13 protein-coding genes, 3 tRNA genes and 2 pseudogenes are annotated in these 15469 nt (G+C 61.7%); 8 read left to right on the forward strand and 10 right to left on the reverse strand.

Annotation, left to right across the window (positions count from 1 at the left end; genetic code table 11):
• Window positions 1–29: 29 nt before the first annotated feature.
• The 4 genes from rnd to A2I95_RS06325 all read right to left on the reverse strand — a co-directional run bounded on the left by rnd (window position 30) and on the right by A2I95_RS06325 (window position 4006).
• Complete coding sequence (gene rnd / locus A2I95_RS06310) at window positions 30–1187, reverse strand: ribonuclease D (RefSeq protein WP_291728931.1); 1158 nt, start codon at window positions 1185–1187, stop codon at window positions 30–32.
• Window positions 1188–1262: 75 nt separating this feature from the next.
• Window positions 1263–1859 (reverse strand): phosphoribosylglycinamide formyltransferase, encoded by a 597-nt coding sequence (gene purN, locus A2I95_RS06315; RefSeq protein WP_291728933.1) that lies wholly within the window; start codon window positions 1857–1859, stop codon window positions 1263–1265.
• Window positions 1856–2902: a phosphoribosylformylglycinamidine cyclo-ligase gene (gene purM / locus A2I95_RS06320; protein ID WP_291728935.1), complete on the reverse strand. Its 1047-nt coding sequence runs from the start codon at window positions 2900–2902 to the stop codon at window positions 1856–1858. Before purM ends, purN begins: the two co-directional genes overlap by 4 nt.
• Before the next feature lie 123 nt (window positions 2903–3025).
• Window positions 3026–4006, reverse strand: a complete 981-nt coding sequence (locus tag A2I95_RS06325) for an MBL fold metallo-hydrolase (RefSeq protein WP_291728936.1) — start codon at window positions 4004–4006, stop codon at window positions 3026–3028.
• 120 nt (window positions 4007–4126) lie between these two features.
• On the opposite strand from A2I95_RS06325, the gene A2I95_RS06330 reads away from it, so the two are divergent.
• The 3 genes from A2I95_RS06330 to A2I95_RS06340 all read left to right on the forward strand — a co-directional run bounded on the left by A2I95_RS06330 (window position 4127) and on the right by A2I95_RS06340 (window position 6605).
• A complete protein-coding gene (locus A2I95_RS06330; RefSeq protein WP_291728938.1) occupies window positions 4127–5062 on the forward strand; it encodes a LysR family transcriptional regulator in 936 nt (311 codons plus the stop codon).
• A 37-nt stretch (window positions 5063–5099) separates the two neighbouring features.
• Window positions 5100–5175 (forward strand) — tRNA-Ile (locus A2I95_RS06335).
• Between the two features lie 245 nt (window positions 5176–5420).
• Complete coding sequence (locus tag A2I95_RS06340) at window positions 5421–6605, forward strand: hypothetical protein (RefSeq protein ID WP_291728940.1); 1185 nt, start codon at window positions 5421–5423, stop codon at window positions 6603–6605.
• Window positions 6606–6704: 99 nt separating this feature from the next.
• Here A2I95_RS06340 and A2I95_RS06345 read toward each other — a convergent pair whose 3' ends face one another.
• The 3 genes from A2I95_RS06345 to A2I95_RS06355 all read right to left on the reverse strand — a co-directional run bounded on the left by A2I95_RS06345 (window position 6705) and on the right by A2I95_RS06355 (window position 9395).
• A complete protein-coding gene (locus tag A2I95_RS06345) occupies window positions 6705–7646 on the reverse strand; it encodes a hypothetical protein (RefSeq protein WP_291728942.1) in 942 nt (313 codons plus the stop codon).
• Window positions 7646–7909 (reverse strand): hypothetical protein, encoded by a 264-nt coding sequence (locus A2I95_RS06350; RefSeq protein WP_291728947.1) that lies wholly within the window; start codon window positions 7907–7909, stop codon window positions 7646–7648. Before A2I95_RS06350 ends, A2I95_RS06345 begins: the two co-directional genes overlap by 1 nt.
• A gap of 166 nt (window positions 7910–8075) precedes the next feature.
• Window positions 8076–9395: an ATP-binding protein gene (locus A2I95_RS06355; protein WP_291728949.1), complete on the reverse strand. Its 1320-nt coding sequence runs from the start codon at window positions 9393–9395 to the stop codon at window positions 8076–8078.
• An 83-nt stretch (window positions 9396–9478) separates the two neighbouring features.
• Here A2I95_RS06355 and A2I95_RS06360 point away from each other — a divergent pair, with 83 nt between their 5' ends.
• From A2I95_RS06360 to A2I95_RS06370, 3 genes and pseudogenes are all read left to right on the forward strand, one after another.
• Window positions 9479–10396 carry an MBL fold metallo-hydrolase gene (locus A2I95_RS06360; protein WP_291728951.1) on the forward strand — a complete coding sequence of 306 codons (918 nt, stop codon included), beginning with the start codon at window positions 9479–9481 and terminating at the stop codon, window positions 10394–10396.
• A 68-nt stretch (window positions 10397–10464) separates the two neighbouring features.
• Window positions 10465–10539, forward strand: a tRNA-Asn gene (locus tag A2I95_RS06365).
• Between the two features lie 147 nt (window positions 10540–10686).
• Window positions 10687–10931: pseudogene (locus tag A2I95_RS06370) on the forward strand (hypothetical protein); the annotation flags it as partial.
• A gap of 114 nt (window positions 10932–11045) precedes the next feature.
• On the opposite strand, the gene A2I95_RS06375 reads toward A2I95_RS06370, so the two are convergent.
• Window positions 11046–11120, reverse strand: a tRNA-Asn gene (locus A2I95_RS06375).
• 299 nt (window positions 11121–11419) lie between these two features.
• Window positions 11420–12352, reverse strand: coding sequence for a LysR substrate-binding domain-containing protein (locus A2I95_RS06380; RefSeq protein WP_291728953.1), 933 nt, complete (start codon window positions 12350–12352; stop codon window positions 11420–11422).
• Window positions 12353–12457: 105 nt separating this feature from the next.
• Between A2I95_RS06380 and A2I95_RS06385 the strand changes: the two genes are divergently transcribed.
• Together A2I95_RS06385 and A2I95_RS06390 are read left to right on the forward strand one after the other, a co-directional pair.
• Entirely contained in the window at window positions 12458–13465 is a 1008-nt protein-coding gene (locus A2I95_RS06385) for an ornithine cyclodeaminase family protein (RefSeq protein ID WP_291728955.1), read from the forward strand.
• 1 nt (window position 13466) lies between these two features.
• Complete coding sequence (locus tag A2I95_RS06390; protein WP_291728957.1) at window positions 13467–14978, forward strand: aromatic amino acid ammonia-lyase; 1512 nt, start codon at window positions 13467–13469, stop codon at window positions 14976–14978.
• Between the two features lie 153 nt (window positions 14979–15131).
• Here the strand turns inward: A2I95_RS06390 and A2I95_RS06395 are convergent.
• Window positions 15132–15469: pseudogene (locus A2I95_RS06395) on the reverse strand (hypothetical protein); the annotation flags it as partial.

Here is a 15469-nt window from a genome sequence, read left to right on the forward strand (position 1 = left end):
TGCGGACTGCTTACAGCGGCTGGAGCGCCTTACAGCTCCACAACCTTTACGTCCTGCCCCTTGGCGGCGAGACCGATCTTGCCGTCACACAGCCGCAGCGCATCGGCACCGAACACTTCATGCCGCCAGCCGTTTAGGGCCGGAACATCGCGCAACCCCGCCGCAATTGCGTCCAGGTCCGCGCTGGGTGCGATCAGCTTGGCCGCCACGCCCTCTGCTTCGGTCTTGGCCTTCAGCAGCACCCGCAGCAGGTCCGCCAGCGCCGGGTTCACCTGCAGCTTTTCCTTGCTGCGGTCCATCTTGGGATGGTTCTCGGGCGGGCAGTCAGCCCCCTTGGCCACGGCCGCCAGGATTCCTTCGGCAATAGCCCCCTTGCGCGCCTCGCGCAGCAGCAGGCGGGAACCGCCCAGATCACCGGGATTACGCGGCTTGGTCGAGGCCAGCTCCACCAGCGCGTCATCCTTGAACACCCGGTTGCGCGGCACATTGTTGGTTTGCGCATAAGTTTCGCGGAACGCCGCCAATTCGCGCACGACGGCCAGAAACTTACCCGAGGAGGTCCGGGTTTTGACCCGTTTCCAGGCGTCCTGGGGCTGAATGTCATAAGTTGCCGGATCGGTCAGCACCTGCAGTTCCTCGGTCACCCAATGGGCGCGTCCGCTTTTTTCCAGTTCAGCGGCCAGGAACTCATATATCTTGCGCAGATGGGTCACATCAGCCAGCGCATAGGTTTTTTGCGCTTCGCTTAAAGGGCGGCGCGACCAATCGGTAAAGCGCGATGTCTTGTCGACGCCCAGCTTGACGATCTTGCGCACCAGGGTTTCATAGCCCGCCTGATCGCCAAAGCCGCAGACCATCGCCGCCACCTGGGTGTCGAACAGCGGCTTCGGGAAAACACTCGCATCGACCCAGAAGATTTCCAGGTCCTGACGGGCAGCATGGAACACTTTGACGACGCTCTCATCGCGGAACAGCGTATACAGCGGCTCCAGCGAGATACCATCGGCCAGCGGATCCACCAGAACCGCATCGTTTTCGCCGTCGCCGGCAAATGCCAGCTGGATCAGGCAAAGCTTGGAATAATAGGTCCGTTCCCGCAAAAACTCGGTATCCACCGTGACATAAGGATACTGTGCAGCGGTTTCGCAAAAGGCCTGCAGGTCTTCGGTGGTGGTCAGAGTTTTCATAAATTCCGGCTTTTCAATCTCATGTGGGCCGGGACGTGATACGCGCTTGTCCCGGGCAATGCAATCAGCCGGACCTCAGCCCAGCTGAACCGGCGTTTTATCCCCAGCGGCGAAGCGGCGCAGAACTGCAGGATAAAGCAGGTGTTCCTGCACCAGAACCCGGGCTGCCAGCGTATCCGGCGTGTCGCTTTCCAAGACCGGCACCCGTGCCTGACCCAGAACGGGGCCATCATCCAGACGCGGCGTCACCTCATGCACGGTGCAGCCGTGTTCACCGTCGCCGGCCTCCAGTGCGCGGGCATGGGTATGCAGGCCCTTGTACTTCGGCAGCAAGGAGGGGTGGATATTCAGCATCCGCCCTTCGAACTGCGAGACGAACCCGGCGGTCAGCACCCGCATGAACCCAGCGAGGCAGACAATGTCGGCGCCGGCCTCCAGAATCGGCTTCACCAGCTCCGCCTCAAAGGCAGCGCGGTCGTCGCCGAAAGGCCTATGATCCATAGCTGCTGTGGGAATACCGGCTGCGGCGGCCTTTTTCAGCCCCCCCGCCTCGGCATCATTGGACAACACCAGGCAGGGCCGGGCCGGATGATCGCCGGTCATGCTTTCAACCAGGGACACCATGTTGGAGCCCCCGCCCGAAACCAGTATGGCGACCTTTTTCTGGCTCACAGCAGCTTGCCGGAATAGCGCATACCGGCACCCGCAGTGACAGTGCCCAGGCGCGCAACGGTCTCGCCTTCAGCTGTCAGCAATTCAGCCAGCGCATCCGCGCGGTCAGCAGAAACCGACAGGATCATGCCAATGCCGCAGTTAAAGGTCTTCAGCATTTCCGTTTCCGCAATGCTGCCCGTCTCTGCCATCCATTTGAAGACGGGCGGCAGCTCCCAGGCGTTCAGGTCGATATCGGCGCCCAGATCCTCGGGCAGGACCCGCGGCAGGTTCTCGGTCAGGCCGCCGCCAGTGATATGGGCAAGTGCATGCACGCCCCCTGCCCGCACCGCGGCAAGGCATTGTTTGACATACAAACGCGTCGGGGTCAGCAGCGCGGCACCCAGCGAGCCATCGCCGAACGGGCAATCGGCATCCCAGCCAAGGCCCGAGACCTCAACCAGTTTGCGCACCAGCGAATAGCCGTTGGAATGCACGCCGTCGGACGCCAGCCCCAGCAGCACGTCGCCCTCCTGCACGCCCTCCGGCAGCGCGGTGCCGCGCTCCATCGCGCCTACGGCAAAGCCTGCGAGGTCGAAATCACCTTCGGGGTACATGCCCGGCATCTCGGCCGTCTCACCGCCGATCAACGCGCAGCCGGAGCGTACGCAGCCCTCAGCAACGCCTTCGATGATGCGGGCAGCAACTTCGGTTTCCAGCTTGCCAGTGGCGAAATAGTCGAGGAAAAACAGCGGCTCGGCGCCCTGACAGACCAAGTCGTTCACGCACATTGCCACCAGATCAATGCCAACGCCGTCCACCACGCCAGTATCGATGGCGATCCGCAGCTTGGTGCCGACACCATCGGTTGCGCCGACCAGGATCGGGTCATTGTATCCAGCAGCCTTCAGATCGAACAGCGCGCCAAAGCCGCCCAGCCCGCTGGCAACGCCAGAGCGGTTTGTGCGCTTGGCTGCCGGCTTGATCCGGTCGACCAGGGCGTTGCCCGCATCAATGTCCACACCTGCGTCTGCATAGGTCAAGCCGTTCTTGCCGCTGGTCATCACTTGGCTCCTTCAAATCGGTTGCGCAGCCTTTAGCGCAAGGCGCATCAGAAGGAAACAATGGAATCCGCCGCGCCATCACGGACAGCGCGGCGGGGTGTTTTCATTGCCTCAAGGCCCGCCTTAGATGCCAAACTGCCAGGGCGCCGCCTGGTAAGCAAAGGCATCGCCCTGCCGCAGCACCCGGCCCAGCGCCGGGAAGTCCAGATGCGCACCGGTCACCAGCAGACTGTCCGCCGCCGCCCGGTCCAGCATCCGCCGCCGGGTCGCTGCTGTCTGCGCCGGATCGGTGTCAAAGGCGATGGTCCAGTCCGGCAGCGCAAACTGCAGCGCGGTGCTGTGGATCAGGTCGCCCCAGAACAGCAGCCCCTCGCCCCCCGCGTCCAGCATGAAACCGGTGTGGCCCGGCGTGTGGCCCGGCAGCTCCAGCGCGGTGAAGCCGGGGGCAGCTTCTTCCTCGCCCTGCAGCAGTTTCAGCCGGCCGGCATAAGGCGCAACCGAAGTGCGGGCCATGTCAAAGAAGCCGCGGCTGGCTTCGGGCACACCGGCCATGATGGCGTCGTCGTGCCAGAAATCCCATTCCCGCTGCGCCACCACCAATTCGGCATTTGCAAAAACCTCTGTCCCGTCCGCCGTGATCAGCCCGCCGGAGTGGTCCGGGTGGATATGTGTCAGCAGCACCGTATCGATGCTTTCCGGCGTCACGCCCGCAGCCGCCAGCCCGGCGCCCAGCGCGCCAAGGCCCGGCCCCATCAGCTGGGCTGTGCCTGTGTCTATCAGCAGCTTCTGCCCGCCGCGCTCCACCAGATAGCCATTGACCGGGATCTTCAGCGCACCGTCCTGCAACCGGTGCAGCCCCTGCGCCAGCACCGGTTTCGCCTTGGCTGCGTCGTAACCATTGAACAGCTGCGTGCCCAGGGGCAGATGCCCGTCCAGAAGCACGGTGATCCGGGCATCTCCCAAGCTGAAAGAATGCGTAACTGGCGCGGCCTCTGCTGCCCCCGGCGCAGCCCATGCCCAGCCGCTGCCTGCAAACCCGGTTGCCAGTGCCGCCACCGGAGCCGCCGCCAGCCCGTTCAAAAATGCCCTGCGATTGATTGTCATAAGAAACTCCGATATCCAATTGAGGAGAATTGTCCTGTGACCGGGAAATATCCCTGTTAGTCCGGGGATTGCAGCCCAGCAGATCCGATAGCAGTTACAAGCAATACAGATAGGCAGAGGATGGACAGGTTCACGCTTCTGGAGACATTCACCATTGCCCTGGATGAAGGCAGCCTGAACCGCGCCGCCCAGCGCCGCGGTATCAGCCAATCCGCAGTCAGCCAGCAAATCAAGCAGCTTGAATCCCTGACGGGCCAGCAATTGCTGCACCGCACTGCCAAGGGCATTCACGCCACCCGTGCGGGCGATCTGGTCTACAGCCACGCGCAGGCGCTGCTGTCCGGCTACAACCGGATGACGGCAGAGCTGGACGCGCTGGAGGGCAGCGTCTCGGGCACTTTCCGCATCAGCGTGAACTCCTTTCTGGGGCGCAGCGTGATCGGGCCGATGCTGCTGGAGCTGAACCAGCAGCATCCGGACCTGAACATCGTAATGCGGCTGGAGGACCGGCTGGTCGATGTGGTGCGCGAAGGCTACGATCTGGCGATCCGCACCGGGCGGCTGGGGGATACCGATGGGTTCGGACGCAAGATATCGACCTTGGAAACGGTGCTGTTTGCCACACCGGAATATCTGGACCGCGAAACCCGCCCGCAGAAACCGGAAGACCTTCAGCGGCTCAAGTTCATCCAGCACCACGAGGACCAGACCCGCGGTTTCTTCCCGCTGCGCCGCGGCGGGCAGGAGTTTCCGGCGCCGGTGCAGGTCGGCTTTACCGCCGATGACCCGGATCTGATCATGCGGGCGGTCAGCAGCGGTACCGGTTTTACCCGCGCGCCCCGCTTCATGATCGAGGCGCAGCTTGCCGCTGGCGAATACGAACTGGTGCTGCCCGGGTATGAGGCGCCGCTCAAAGAAGTCTTTGCCGTCTACCCTTCCCGCCGCACACCGGACCGGCGCCGGGATCTGACCATCGAGAACACGGTGGCGCGGCTGGAGGCATTGCACCGGCCCCGCACGGCAAATTCACCGGTGCGGCCTGCAATCACCGCTTGACCTCGCCCGCCCCATTTCCTAACCACAAACCCATGGCGGGCCTGTAGCTCAACGGTTAGAGCAGAGCGCTCATAACGCTTTGGTTGGGGGTTCGAATCCCTCCGGGCCTACCACCGTCCCCGCCAAGACGCCGGTTCGGCAGGACTGTTGATACCCCTCATCGCAAAGCTGATTTTCCGTCCTGAAACGGCAGATGCCATTCCGGTCTTAGGCCTGGCAGGAAGCTTTTGCTTTTTTCTAACCGTCTGATGGCTAAAGTGGCCAATGAGCAGGCCGGTTTTATTCGTTTCGTTGTGTTTCCAAGCTGTTTTATGGCGCCCAACCGGCCAATAGACCTGTAGAGGCACAAGAGAGCACAATGGCAACCGAAAAACTCACAATCATCAAGGCAGACGTCAAGAACGAGGTGACCAAGGCTGTGAAGCCAAAGTTTGTTCAGCTCGGCAATATGAATTTTGCGGCAACCGTGGAAGTCGACAAGAAAGTCGCCGCCGAACTGGACACCGACGCCCGCTTTGTCGCCAAGCTTTATGATGACGCCACTAAGGAATACAAAAAGCTTCTGGCCGAATGCAGCCTGCGTGTCAGCCAGGCAAACGATCTGGGCTCGGTGCTGCCGCTGACCGATAAGGAGTGCAACGAGCTGGACGCCGACCTCAAGAAGATCTTTGCGAAGTACGAAAAATCGATTGAGCAGGTCGCGACCAAACATTTCGACAAGTGGAAGCAGGCCAACAAGGACCGCAAGAAATACCGCATCAAGGTGGTCAGCGCGATTGTTCTGGGCAGCGCTTGCGCCATCGGCAGCACCGCCTCATTGGCGGCGGGTGCGGTGACCGGCGGTGTGTCGATTGCCGCCAGCATCTACGGCATTGCGCAAAGCATCGTCTCGGTGGCACGCGCAGTTCAAAAGGTGACGTCTGACATCGTCAAGATCCATGGCGAACTGGAGAAAGCGCTGAAACAGCTGGTCTCGGAATATCAAAAGCAATCCAAGGCCAAGGTGAAGGCCAAGGAGATCGGCAAAGAATTCTTGGCCGATTTTCTGATGATCGAAACCGCGGGCTTCAACCGGGTGGACAAGCATCTGGAGACCTACAAGGCCAAGCTCAAGAACATCGACCTGGAAATTGCGGGCCTCGGCAAAGAGCTGAACAAGCTGCTGGACAAGCAGGGCAAGCTCGACAAGGAGATTGAGAAGAAGCTGGGCAAGATGGCCAAGGACCGGGGCTACAAGAGTAAGAAACTGGACGGGCTGTTTGCAGCCATGGAAGCGGCCCGCAAAGCCACGGCGAAGCTGATCAAGGATATCGAGGCTTATCATGTCAGCATCAAGCCGGCCGAGAAATTCCGCGACAATGCACAGAAGGCCGTTGATGCCTTGCGCCACAAGGATCCGGTCTGGACCAAATGGGCAATCTGGATCGGCAGCCTGGGCCTTACAACCGCAGTGACCAGCATCGCATCGGGCGGGGAAAACCTGATCAAGGCCGCCTCGGCAATAGAACAGGGCTTCACCGCACTGTCCAAGGAACTTGCCTGATCCTGGCAGCACAGTTGCGGGCCGCTGAAATTGGCGGCCCGCAAGCAACCTCTCCCAATCGGCCCTTGCGAATGTTCTACCTTCCCGCCTCACGCAGGCTCACACCCCGCGCTGGCTCATGAGCCAGGCCGTCAGATCCGCGGTCTCCGCCGCTGTCAGAGCCCTGTTGACGACACCATAGGCATAAAGCTTTTGGCTGACCGGAAGATCCCGCAGCCCCGCGCCGATGGTTCGGCCGCCGCTGATCACCACACCGGTTTCATCCGCGCGCCATTCGGTGGCGTCCGCCCCCAGGTCCGGAAGCGGTACCGTCAGCCTGCCGCCGGCCTGGTCGTTTGACAGATACCAGGCACCGCTGCCCGGCTCCTGCATCAGCAGCGGCCTGAAGCTGTCCCCTCCCTCCTGCAGCGCATGAAGGCCTGGGAGTTTGCGGACCGAAACAGCGCGCACCGATCCTTGGGTCGCGGGCGTGCCCTCGATCCAGAAGTTCCCGCCGGAGCCGTCGCCGCGCAGCAGGACCTCAGCCGTGCCATTGGCGACCTGCCAGGGGCCGATGCCCGCATCATCCGCGCTGGTCCCCACCCTGGCGCGAAAGCCCCCCGACACAAAGCCAAAGACTTCGAACGAGACGAGATACCAGTCCCCCACCACGATCCCTGCTCCATCCTTATAGACATAAGATGTGCCGGACCCATCGCCGGTACAGGTAAAGCTGCCATCGCCATTGTCCGCGAATTTCCCGATGGTTGCGAAAGGTGCCGCGAACAGCTCCGCCCCCTGCCCGCCGAGACGCTGCGCCAGCGGCCCGGCGCCCGCAGCAGGCGTAACACCCTGCGCGCCATCCAGTATCAGCGCCACCGGATCGCCAGGGCCGGCCACCGGCACCCGTCCTTTGATGTCCTGAAACATCCCGCCGGTGCTGGACGGATCCCAATAGCCGCCAAGCGCGCCGGGTGAATCAAACAGGGCACCGGGCGTGAACGGGTACTGTGCAGCCCCCTGGCCGGTCAGCCTGGTGGCGGAATGCCCCAGCCCCAGCATCAGTACCACCCGGCCACGGATGCAGTCGTACCCGTCGCTTCGACACCGGCTGCGGAAAACCCGATGGTCTCACCTGCGGAGACCGCATAAGTGATGATTGTGCCCGCCTCATCGCGCAGCACCAGATCCCCTGAGGCCAGCACCCGCAGCACCCGTGGCCGGACCGGCAGGTCGGTCCCGTCCTGCGGCGTGATCACCAAGTGATGGGTGGCGGGGCTTTCCAGCCCGCGGCGGTGGTTGGAAAATGGATCAATCTGAGGCATGAGAGCTCTCCCAACAGTGTTTCTTTCCCGGACAAGCTGCCCGGGGCCCGATTGATAGCTGCAAAGAAAGAAGATTGGGCAAAGCAGGCGTGCGCTGCGGGCCGCCGCTGCGCAACACCTGATGGCTTGCCTCTCCCCGTGCTCGGCAGCGATTGGATTGAAACGTTCAGCGCGCGATTACGATGTCAGCCTTCAACCCGCCCAGATCCGGACTCTCGCCCAGCCGCAGGGTGCCGCCGTGGGCACGTGCAATATCAGCCACAATCGCCAGCCCCAGACCCACGCCTGAGCCCCGGTCCTGGTTGCGCGCCGGGTCCAGCCGGGTGAAGGGGCGGATGGCATCGCCGCGCTGGCCGGCCGGAATGCCCGGACCGTCATCCTCGACCCGGATGCGCATGGAGCGCTCGGTCAAGGCCACAGAAACCCGCGCCTGGGAGCCATAGCGCACAGCGTTGGAAATCAGGTTCTCCACCGCCCGGCGCACCGGCTGGCGGCGCAGCATCACCTCTCCCGCGCCGGACATCCCGCCCAGCGTCACCTGCTTTTCCTGGCGCTGCCAATCGCTGATGATGGTGCGGACCAGGTCTTGCGGATCCACCGGTTCCGGCTCGCTTACTGCCGCGCCGCGGGAGAAATCCAGGAACGCATCCAGCAGCGCCTGCATTTCATCCACGTCGCGCAGCATCGGTGCGGCGTCCTCCTCATCCAGCATCGCCAGTTCCAGCTTCATCCGCGTCAGCGGCGTGCGCAGATCATGGCTTACCCCCGACAGCATCAGCGTGCGCTGCTCAATCTGCCGCTCAAGCCGGGCGCGCATATCCAGAAAGGCGCTGCCGGCCGCCCGCACCTCCAGCGCGCCGGCGGGTGAATAGGGCACTGCCCTCCCGCGCCCGAAAGCCTCGGCCGCATTGGCCAGCCGTTTGATCGGGCGCAGCTGGTTGCGCATGTAAAGGAAGGAAATCAGCATCATCAGAAAGCCGAACAGCAGCATGGTGACGATCAGCTGATGCGGTGCTGCAGCAGTGACCCGGCGGCGGTCAAAGCTGAGCTCCACCAGCCCGTGCGCGGTGCCGAAATAGACTTGCACCGTGCGGTCGGACGGAAACCGCGCTGACAGAAATCCCGGAAACGTCTTTTCCAGCTCCTCGCGCACCACCCGGCCGGAAAATTCGATCAGGCTGAACTGGTCTTCCGGCAGCGGCGCGCCGGGCGGCAGAAACCGCGCCTGCATGTTCAGCGGCTGCAGCAGCGGCCCCATCTGCGCCAATGCGGCCTCCTGATCCGGTGCCGCATCCGCCACCTGGCGCAGCAGTTCGAACTCGCGCTGGAGGGTGGCCGTCATCTGCACGGTGACATCCTCCAGATCGCGTTTGATGAACACGACAGACACCACTATCTGCAGCGCCACAATGGGCACCACCAGGATCAAAGCCGCCCGGGCATAAAGGCTGCGCGGCATATATCGTTTGAGCCATTTGAAGAACATGGGCTAAGCCTATAGGGCGCTTGGAAAAGAAGGAAGACGGTCCAGGCACGCGCCAGCCAGGAAAACAGCAGCGGAGCAAAACCATGCAGGCACCAGATGATTTCAACCCGCAGGCCGGCCAGGCTGAGGAACTGGAACCCGGCCTGCGCCGCATTCTGGCCCCGAATCCCTCGCCGATGACCTATCGCGGCACCAATACCTATGTGATCGGCACCGGCGGGCTGGCCGTCATTGATCCGGGGCCGGAGTCCGGGCCGCACCTTGCGGCGATCCTGGCCGCGGTGCAGCCGGGCCAGAAGATCACCCATATCATCGTGACCCACAGTCACTTGGACCATTCGCCGCTGGCCCGGGCGCTTGGCCGGGAAACCGGCGCGCCGGTTTATGCTTTTGGCGGGCCCGCAGCCGGGCGCAGCGCAGTCATGCGCCAGCTGGCCGCAGACGGACTGGCCGGCGGCGGCGAAGGCATCGACACCGAATTCTCACCGGACACTGCCGTCGGCGACGGCGAAATGATCCGCGGTGACGGCTGGGAACTGGAGGTCATCCACACGCCTGGCCACCTGGGCAATCACATTGCCCTGGCTTGGAATGATGCCTGCTTCACCGCCGATCATGTGATGGGCTGGGCCAGTTCGCTGGTCTCGCCGCCGGATGGCGACTTGACGGATTTCATGACCTCCTGCCGCCGCCTGCGCCAGCGCGACTGGCGTGTTTTCCACCCTGGTCACGGCGCCCCGATCCACGATCCTGCCGGACGGCTCGATTGGCTGATCGCCCACCGCGCATCCCGCGAGGCCGCAATTCTGGACGCTCTGCAGCAAGCGCCGGCCAGCGCAGCTTCTTTGGCCCGGCAGATCTATACCGAGACCCCGCCGGCTTTGCTAAAGGCTGCTGAACGCAACGTTTTTGCTCACCTTGTTGACCTCACCGGCCGCAAGCTGGCCGCACCGCAAGGCACCCTTTCCGCCACCGCCGTATTCGAGCAGCGCGGCGGCTGACTTTTTTAAAAAAGTCCTTCGCACCCTCTGGACGCCCGATCCCGAGGGCGCTATACGGCACGGACCGTTCCGGCGTAGCTCAGCGGTAGAGCAGTTGACTGTTAATCAATTGGTCGTAGGTTCGATCCCTACCGCCGGAGCCATAAAAAGCCCTTAAGTCGTTGACTTGAGGGCTTTTTTGGTTTCGAACCGCAAAGCCATATCGCCTTGATCTTCTCTTCACCGGCTCATTGCACCTCGCACTTTGATTGCTTCCTGAGCGTATACCCAGCCCGCAGCATCAGGACGCCTTCCGCATGCGTGAGATCCGGGCGGACAACGGCCACGAGCTCCAGGCGAAATTCCACTGGCATGCCGAAGATCCAGGCATCAGGCATGCCTGCATCAGGCGCGGAACAGCTCGGCTGAACGGGAGCGATTTTGCAACTTCCACAGGCCGCATGGTGCGCACAAAGGAAAGACGCCTTACGAAGTCTTCTGGGGCCGGCTATCAAAGCACCCCTGGCGTCCCGCCAGGCCGTCCAAGTTGCACTGAATGCGTCGGCTCTCGCAGGCGGCATGCGTAACGGATGCTTCATGGGAAAGGTGCAGAAAAGACCATTAAAGTGAAGTGTCTTATCGTCAACTTCCAACACATTTCAGATTGTGTTGGCTCCGGCGGTAGGGATCGAACCTACGACCAATTGATTAACAGTCAACTGCTCTACCGCTGAGCTACGCCGGAATACGAGATGCGGTATAGGAATAACTCCAAAGGACGTCCAGAGGAAATCTGCGGTTTTTGAGAACTTTTTTCGCACCCGCCGGAAGGGCCGTTTTTGCCGGTAAATATCGCAAGGCCTCCAAGGCGTGCCGCCCCCCCCAACAGCCGCCGGACGGGCCGCCATATGTTCGCGCCAAAGGCATTTACGGGACCGCTGCATTCACTTCATCTGCAACCACCAGGCGGTTGCATGGCCTGCGCTCCGGGCAATAACCCCGCGCTCTTGGACCTAAGGCCAGGGGCGGGTGCCTGCTGTGCGGCTAGTGCGCCTCCTCAACGGCGTCCTTCGGCAACAATTCGTTTAATAGTGCCTTCAGCGGCGGCCGCATCACAGCGGCGCCGGCTTGCTGCGCAGAGGAATGCGGCACGATTGCAAAATAGGAATACGGCAGCGGCAGGCCAGGTTCACCGGTAAAGATGCCTTGATGGGTGGGATGTTTCGCCTCCGCCAGCATCTTAGGCACCAGCGCAATGCCTGCCCCCTGTTTGGCGAGCGCAAGGGCAACCGCGGCGCCGCCGACACGCAGGCCTTTGCGCATGTTCGGACTTCTGGCCAAGCCAGCGGCCCGGAACCAGTTCGCCCAAGTCGGGTGCGAGGCATACCGCTCTCCCCAATCGGTGTGAATCAGCAAAGTGTCCGGCACTGCGGCAATCCCCGAACCCGCCAGATGGCTGTCGTAAAACACCTGCGTGCAAAACGGATAGGCCACGTCTTTGAACAATGGCAGCCGGGTGTGCTGCGGATAAAGATGGCTCTCATAAGTTATCCTAAGGTCGGTGCGCGTATTCAACAGATCGACCGGATCAGCTTCGATCCGCAGCTCGATCCCGGTGCCGGGAAACGCCTCGCGAAAACGCGAAATGGCGGGGGCGACCCAGTTTTCTGCCAAAGATTGGATTGTGCTGACGGCAAGTCCGGAACGGGCCTCTGATTCAACGAGTTTTTCCGTGGCCGTCGAAATGGCCGTCAATGCCTCAGAAATTGCCGGGTAATAGGTCCGTCCAGCATCTGTCAGCAGCAGGCGGTTATTTAACCGGTGAAACAGCGTTTTTCCAAGAAACTCCTCGGCATTCTTGACCTGCATGCTGACCGCTGCCGGTGACACCCCAAGTTCGGACGCCGCAGACGTAAACCCGCCCAGACGCACGGCTGCTTCAAAGGCCTTAAGCGCATTCAAAGGTGGAAGGAGCATGGATGGGCCCTTTTGAATCAGAAAAACTTAGGCAAGCCTCACATTTTTCGATCTGTAAAGACACCACGCAAACGCCATCATTGCAAAGAAACGGGAGTGGCAAACATGGCGCGCATAGAGATCGAATACCTGGGGCAGCCGGAAGTGGACCGGGTGGCTCTCAGCAATGACGACATACTGGACGCGGTTGAGCAGACTTTGGTTGCAGCCGGCCGCAACAAGACTGTCATCGAACCGCGGATGCATCTGACGCCGGATCCGGCGTTCAACGGGCACTTCAATGTGCTGCGCGGATATGTGGCGCCGCTGGAGTATGCAGGCGTCAAGATCGTCGGGGATTATGTCGACAATTACAAACAGGGCCTGCCTTCCGAGCTGGCGCTATTGAACCTGTTTTGCCCCAGGACCGGGGCACCGCGCGCCGTGATCGACGCCGCAGGTATTACCGATATGCGCACCGGGGCGCTGACGGCCCTGGGCGCCAAGTGGCTGGGACCGGAAAAACCCAAAGTTCTGGGCCATGTCGGGGCGCGCGGCACCTCCTACTGGAATGTGCGCCTGCTGGACCATCTGTTCGATTTCGAGGAAATCCGCGTTCATTCGCGGCGGCCCGAAAGCAGGGAGGCCTTTGCCGGCCGGCTGCGCCAGGATCTGGGAAAAGACGTGACCGTGACCACCGACTGGCAAAGCTGTCTGGAAGGGGCTGATATTCTGGTCGAGGCAACGCGCCTGAATACTCCCACGCCGATGTTTGACCGGTCCTGGGTCAAGCCGGGCGCCTTTGTGGTGCCATACGGAACCATGAGCACGCTGCCGCTGAATTTCATCAAGGGGTTTGACAAGCTTGTCATGGATGATCTGGGGCAGATGCGCGCCGGGCATCTGGGAGCGCTGAGGCCGCATATTGATGCAGGCCTGGTCAGCGAGGAGTCTTTTTATGCCGAGATTGGCGAAATTGCAGCAGGATTAAAGCCGGGACGCGAAACGGACCGCGAAACCATTCTGTTCTGGCACCGCGGCATGTCCACAAGCGATATCGCCCTTGGGGCAAAGATACTGGAGCGCGCCAGAGAGCTGGGGATCGTTCAGAACCTGCTGTACCGGGATGCCTGACATGAAAACACTCCGGCTGGATGGCGCATCGCTGACGGTTGAGGATCTTGACCGGGCCGCGCACGGGAACTGGCACCTGGACCTCGCCCCGGAAGGGCTTGCCAGAATGAGCCGGACACATGCGCTGGTCGCGCGGGCCATCGCGGAGAAAATCCCGGTTTACGGCGTGACAACCGGACTAGGTGCGCGGGCGACCGAGGCATTAGACGCTGAAGCACTCGCCGATTTTTCACTGCAGACGCTGCGGGGACGTGCGCATGCCATCGGCCCATTGGCCGCGCCCGAAGTGGTGCGGGCGGGGCTGATCGTCCGGCTGAACACGATGCTTGGCGGATACAGCGCTGCCCGGCCCGAGGTCGCCCGGCATATCGCCAGCTGCCTGAATACGGGTCTTGCCCCGGTGACTGGTTCTGTTGGGTCAATCGGCGCGGCGGATCTGGTACTGAATGCCGCAATCGGGCTTGCGCTGATTGGCGAAGGGGAGATGTATGCCAGCGATGGCAGCATCGGCCCCAGCGCCGAACTGATGCAGGCACATGGAATTGCTCCCCTAAAGCTTGCACCGCGCGACGGGCTGGCGCTGGCCAATCACTCCTGTGCAACTGCCGCCAGGGCCGCACTGACCGTGTCCAAAGCCGCAACCGCCTTTGAAGCGGTGCAGACCTCAGCTGCGATGTCGATGGAAGGGTTCCGGGCGAATACCGGTCCTCTGGACGAAGCCATTTTGTCCATCAAGCCGCATCCCGGCCATCTGAAGGCAGCAGCCGGCCTGCGCAACCGACTGGCTGGCAGTGCACTGTTTGAACCCGGCCAGGCCCGGCGTCTGCAGGATCCGCTGTCATTCCGAAATATTGTGCAGATCCATGGCACGGCCAAAACTGCGCTGGACCGGGCCATGGACTGCGTGCAACTCGAGATCAGCAGTGCCAGCGACAATCCGGTTGCCCTGGCTGCAAGCGGAAAAATGGTGTCTTGCGGCGCCTATTTCACCTCCGAGATTACCAGTGCCGCCGAAACTCTGAGCCGGTCGTTTGTCCCATTGGCCATGGCACAGCTTGCCCGCGCCGCCAAACTTCTGAACCCCGGATTCAGCGGCTTGCCCAGCTTTCTGGCAATGCCAGACAGCGCGTCCAACGGGTTCGCTCCGGTCATGAAAGTCGCCGAATCCCTGGTGGCCGAAATCGCGCATGCCGCCCAATCGGTGCCGGTTTGGCCCAGCGTGAATGCAAATGGAGTGGAGGATTGCCTGACGGGATCCCCGGCTGCCGTCAGCGCGCTGGACAGGATCGCTGACAATGTTTTTCACCTGACGTCAATTGAATTTCTGATTGCCTGCCAAGCGATTGAAATCCGCAACGTCACCGGCAGCAGCAGCAGCGGGTTTCTAACTGGCACGAAGGAACAGGTCCGAAGGATTTCTCCCCCGTTGCGGGATGACCGGCCGCTTGCAAAAGAAATTGAACATCTGTCAGCCGCCCTAAAACAAAAACGCATTGCTGTTTTCCGGTCCTGACGCAATCGGGCGGCAGTTTTCAAATGCGGCTATCAGGCTGCAAGAACCCTGACTGAAGAGGCGGAAACTGTTTGCGCCAAGCGGTTTGAGATTTTTTCCGACGTTCAAAGCGCGGCAAGGGTTTCTTGCCGCGCCTCTTTTTCTATCGTCACTCTAGGCAAAGGTAAGGTCGATGTTTGCGATATCCAGTGCGATCGTCGAGAAGCTGTAGTTTGAGGCGACACCATTGGTGTCATCCGCATTTGCAGCCAGCGACATCAGATATGCGTCAACTTCGACTTGCATCGCAGCAAAGTCCGCAGCGGCCACCTGCGCCTCAAGCGTATCGATACCCGACTGCCCGTCGATCAGATCGCGTACGCCATCCGCCTGGAAGTCGCGCCAGACGAAGACGTCATCGCCATCACCGCCAAAAGCCATATCCGCGCCCTCGCCGATGCGGTTGATTTCATCATCGCCCTGGCCCGCAAAGATCAGCTCGTTTCCAACAT

The sequence above is a fragment of the Leisingera sp. F5 genome (assembly GCF_001593695.1).